This window comes from Streptomyces sp. PT12 (assembly GCF_003311645.1).
Taxonomy (GTDB): domain Bacteria; phylum Actinomycetota; class Actinomycetes; order Streptomycetales; family Streptomycetaceae; genus Streptomyces.
This window is the reverse complement of the sequence record NZ_QEST01000123.1, coordinates 1-4844: the sequence shown is the minus strand read 5'-3', so window position 1 is coordinate 4844 and position 4844 is coordinate 1. Positions and strand designations below refer to the sequence as shown.

Annotated in this window: 1 protein-coding gene; it reads left to right on the top strand. The window is 76.7% G+C overall.

The features are described 5' to 3' along the window. The coding region (locus tag DEH69_RS13640) for a type I polyketide synthase (protein ID WP_113687219.1) at nucleotides 1-4844 on the top strand (4844 nt) is incomplete at both ends.

Below are 4844 nucleotides of genomic sequence, written 5' to 3'. Positions count from 1 at the left end.
TCCTCGAACAAGCCCCCCAACAGCCCACCGAGACAGCCCAGGCGACCGAGGCGCCCGAGGCCCCCGAACCCGAGGGCTCCGTGGTCCCCTGGGTGCTCTCGGCCAGGAGCGAGGATGCCCTGAGGGACCAGGCCAGGCGCCTGCGCGACCACCTGGCCGAGCGCCCCGGGCTCGCGCCCGCCACCGTCGGCCACGCCCTGGCCACCACGCGCGCGCACCTGACGCACCGCGCGGCCGTCGTCGCGGCCGACCGCGCCGCGTTCGACCGCGCCCTTGAGGCCCTTGGCCGCGGCGAGCCGTCGCCCGCCCTGGTGCGCGGCACCCCGCGCCCGGGCGGGACGGCGTTCCTCTTCACCGGGCAGGGCAGTCAACGCCTCGGCATGGGGCGGAAGTTGTACGACGCGTTCCCGGCGTTCGCGCGCGCCTTCGACGACGTGTGCGCGGTGCTCGACCCCGAGGTGCGCGACGTGATGTGGGGCGACCGGGAGGCGCTGGACCGGACGGAGTTCACCCAGCCCGCGATCTTCGCGGTCGAGGTGGCGCTCTTCCGGCTGATGGAATCCTGGGGCGTGCGGCCCGCCTTCCTGGCCGGGCACTCGATCGGCGAGCTGGCCGCCGCGCATGTCGCCGGGGTGCTCTCGCTTGAGGACGCCGCCGTGCTGATCACGGCGAGGGGCGCGCTCATGGGGGCGCTGCCGCCGGGGGGCGCGATGGTGGCCGTCGAGGCCGCGGAGGACGAGGTCGCCCCCTATCTGACGGGGCGCGTGGGCCTGGCCGCCGTCAACGGCCCCATGTCCGTGGTGCTCTCGGGCACCGAGGACGCCGTCACCGCGGTCGTCGAACGCCTCGGCGAGCGCAGGACGAACCGGCTGAAGGTCTCCCACGCGTTCCACTCGCCGCTCATGGACCCGATGCTCGAGGACTTCCGCCAGGTCGCCGAGGCCATGGAGTACGCGCGGCCTGTGATCCCCGTGGTGGCGGACGGCGACGTGACCACCCCCGAGTACTGGGTGCGGCATGTGCGCGGCACGGTGCGCTTCGCCGACGCCGTGACCCGGCTTGAGGCCGAAGGCGTCACGCGCTACCTGGAGTTGGGCCCCGACGGCATCCTCACCGCCATGGTCCGCCAGTCCCTCGCCCGGGCCGACGCGGCCACCCTCATCCCCACCCTGCACCGCGACCGCGACGAGCCCCACGCCCTGGTGACCGCGCTCGGCCGCCTGCACGCGCACGGTGTCCCCGTCGACTGGTCCGGCGTGTTCGGCCAGGCCACGGCGCCCGCCGTCGACCTGCCCACCTACCCGTTCCGGCGCCGTCGTTACTGGCTTCCGACGCCCAGGCCCACCGCGGGCGCCGACAGTCTCGGGCTCGCGGCCACCGGCCACCCGCTGCTGACCACCGCGATCGAGCTGCCTGACCCGGGCGGCCTGCTCCTGACGGGCCGGGTGAACGCCTCGGACCCCGCGTGGGCGAGCGAGCACGCCGTCTTCGGCACCGCGGTCATGCCGGGTGTGGCGTTCGTCGACATGCTGCTGCACGCCGCGGCCCGCGTGGGCTGCGCCCGGATCCTGGACCTCACCCACCATGTCTTCCTCGCCCTGCCCGAGCGGGGCGCGCTCCAGCTGCGGGTCCTGGTCAGGCCAGCGGACGACGCCGGGCGGCGGACGTTCGCCGTCCACTCGCGGCCCGACGACGCACCGCGGGACGGCGACTGGACGTGCCATGTCACCGGCACGCTCGGCCCGGCCGGTGACGACGCGCCCGCCGCGCCAAACCCAGGGGCGACCTGGCCCCCCGCGTCGGCCCAGAGCGTGACGACCGACGGCTTCTACGCCCGGATCGCCGAGGCCGGGTTCGGCTATGGCCCGCTGTTCCAGGGGCTCACCGCCGCCTGGCGCGACGGCGACACGCTGTATGCCGAGGTCGCCCTGCCCCCGGGCATCGCGCCCGACGGCTATGGCGTCCACCCGGGGCTGCTCGACTCCGCGCTGCACCCCGTCGCCCTGGCCTCCCCCGACGCCCCGGCGGACGGCACGCTGCTCGTGCCGTTCTCCTGGAGCGGGGTGACCCTGCACGCGCCCGGCGCGCGCGCCCTGCGCGTCACGCTGGCGCGCCCCGCACCCGAGACGGTCGCGCTGACGGTCACCGACGCGTCGGGCGCGCCGGTGCTGACCGCCGACTCCCTGGTGCTGCGCCCGGTCGGCGCCGACCAGCTCGCCGCGGCGCGACCCGAGCGCGAAGGGGCGCTCCACGAGGTTGCCTGGCGCTCACTTCCCGCGCCCGAACGCGCCACCACGCCCCCGGACGGCGTGGGTTGGGCCGTCGTGGGGAGCGCCGACGACCGGCATGTCGCCGCGCTCGCGGCGTCGCTCGGCCGGGCGACCGAGACCCACCCCGACGCCGACGCGCTGCGCGCGGCGCTGCGGGCCGGTGCCGCGGGGGGACGCCAGGGGACGGTCGTCGTCCCCGGCGCCGCGTGGGCCGCCGCCGATGGCGCCGACCCGGCCCAGGCGGCGCGCGCCGCGACGCGCCTGGCGCTCGAGCTGGTCCAGGCGGTGCTGGCCGACGGCGGAGCCGACTGCCGCCTCGTGGTCCTCACCGAGGGCGCGGTCGCCACGGGCGAGGACCACGGGCCCGGTGGGAACGGCGCCGACCCCGCCGCCGCGGCGGTCTGGGGCCTGATCCGCTCGGCGCAGTCCGAGCACCCCGACCGCTTCACGCTGCTCGACCTCGACGGCTCGCGGGCCTCGCGCGAGGCCCTGGTGGCGGCGCTGGCCACCGGCGAGCCCCAACTCGCCGTGCGCGAGGGCAGGTTCCTGGTGCCCAGGCTGGCCGGGCTCGGCGCGGGAACGCCGCCCGCCGCGTCGCCCGCCACACCGTTCGACGCGCCATTCGCGGCACCGTTCGACGCGCGGCGGACCGTGCTCGTCACCGGCGGCACCGGCGCCCTCGGCGGCCTCGTGGCGCGCCACCTGGTCACCACGCGCGGCGTCAGAAGGCTGCTGCTGACCAGCAGGAGGGGCCCCGAGGCGGCGGGCACGCTCGTCGACGAGCTGACCGCGCTCGGCGCCGCGGTCACCGTCGCCGCCTGCGACGTCGCCGACCCCGACGCGCTGGCCGCGCTGCTCGCGTCGCTGCCTGACGAGCACCCGCTCGGCGCGGTGGTGCACTGCGCGGGCGTCCTGGACGACGGCGTCGTCACCGCGCTCGACCCGGAGCGCCTCGACGCGGTGCTGCGGCCCAAGGCCGACGGCGCGTGGCACCTGCACCGGGCGACGCGGGACGCCGACCTGGACGCGTTCGTGCTGTTCTCGTCCGCGGTCGGCACCCTGGGCTCCCCCGGGCAGGCCAACTACGCCGCGGCCAACGCGTTCCTCGACGCGCTCGCCGAACACCGCCGCGCCGCCGGGCTGCCCGCGACCTCGCTCGCGTGGGGCCTGTGGGAGAGCGGCATGGCCGACACCCTCGACGCGCGCGACCTGGCCCGCATGAGCCGCGGCGGCCTCGCCCCGATGCCTCAACAGCGGGCGCTCGCCCTCTTCGACGCGGCCCTCGCGGCGGAGCGCGCCGTGCTCGTGCCCGCGGCGCTCGATGCCTCGGCGGCCCGCGCCGCGCGGGCGTCGAGCCCGCTGTCGCCGCTGCTCGCCGAGCTGTTCCCTGCCCCGGCCCGGCCCGCCGGGCGCCCACAGGCCCCCGCCGCTGACGCCCCGCTGCGCCGACGGCTCGCGGGCCAGCCCGAGGCCGAACAGCGCCGTCTGCTCCTTGACTTCCTGAGCGAGCACGTCGCCGCCGTCCTCGGCCACACCTCGCCGCCCGCGCTCGACCCGGGCAGCCCGTTCAGGGATCTCGGCTTCGACTCGCTCAGCGGCATCGAGCTGCTGCTGGTGCTCGGCGAGGAGACGGGGCTGCACCTGCCGTCCACCATGCTGTTCGACCACCCCACGCCCGACGCGCTGATCAGCCACCTCAGGGACGAGCTGGTCGACGACGAGGCCGCGCCCGAGGACGCCGCCGCGCCCGCCGCAGCCGCGCGGGCGGCCAGCGCCCCCGAGGACGCGCGCCCCGCGCCCGCCGACGACGAGCCGATCGCCGTCGTGGGGATGGGCTGCCGCTTCCCCGGCGGCGTCAGCACGCCCGATGAGCTGTGGCGCCTGGTGGCGGACGAGCGGGACGCGGTGGGCGCGTTCCCCGACAATCGCGGCTGGGACGTGGAAGGGCTCTACGACCCCGACCCCGACGCCCCGGGCAAGAGCTATGCCCGCGAGGGCGGGTTCCTCTACGACGCCGACCGATTCGACCCCGAGTTCTTCGGCATCAGCCCGCGCGAGGCCCTGGCGCTCGATCCTCAGCAGCGCCTCATCCTCGAAACGGCGTGGGAGAGCCTGGAGTCCACCGGCATCGACCCCACGACCCTGCACGCCACGTCGACCGGCGTCTTCACCGGGGTCGTCACGCAGGAGTATGTCTCCCTGACCCACCGGGGCAGCGAGCGCGTCGAGGGCTATCTGCTGACCGGTACCACGGCGAGCGTCGCCTCCGGCCGCGTCGCCTACACGCTGGGCCTCGAAGGGCCAGCGGTCACCGTCGACACCGCCTGCTCGTCGTCGCTGGTCGCGCTCCACCTGGCCTGCCAGGCCATCCGCCAGGGCGAGTGCGACATGGCGCTCGCGGGCGGGGCGACCGTGATGGCCAACGCCGGGATGTTCCTCGAGTTCAGCCGCCAGCGCGGCCTCGCCCCCGACGGCCGCTGCAAGTCCTACGCGGCGGCGGCCGACGGCGTCGCCTGGGCCGAGGGCGCGGGCATGATCGTCCTGGAACGCCTCTCGGACGCCCGGCGCAACGGC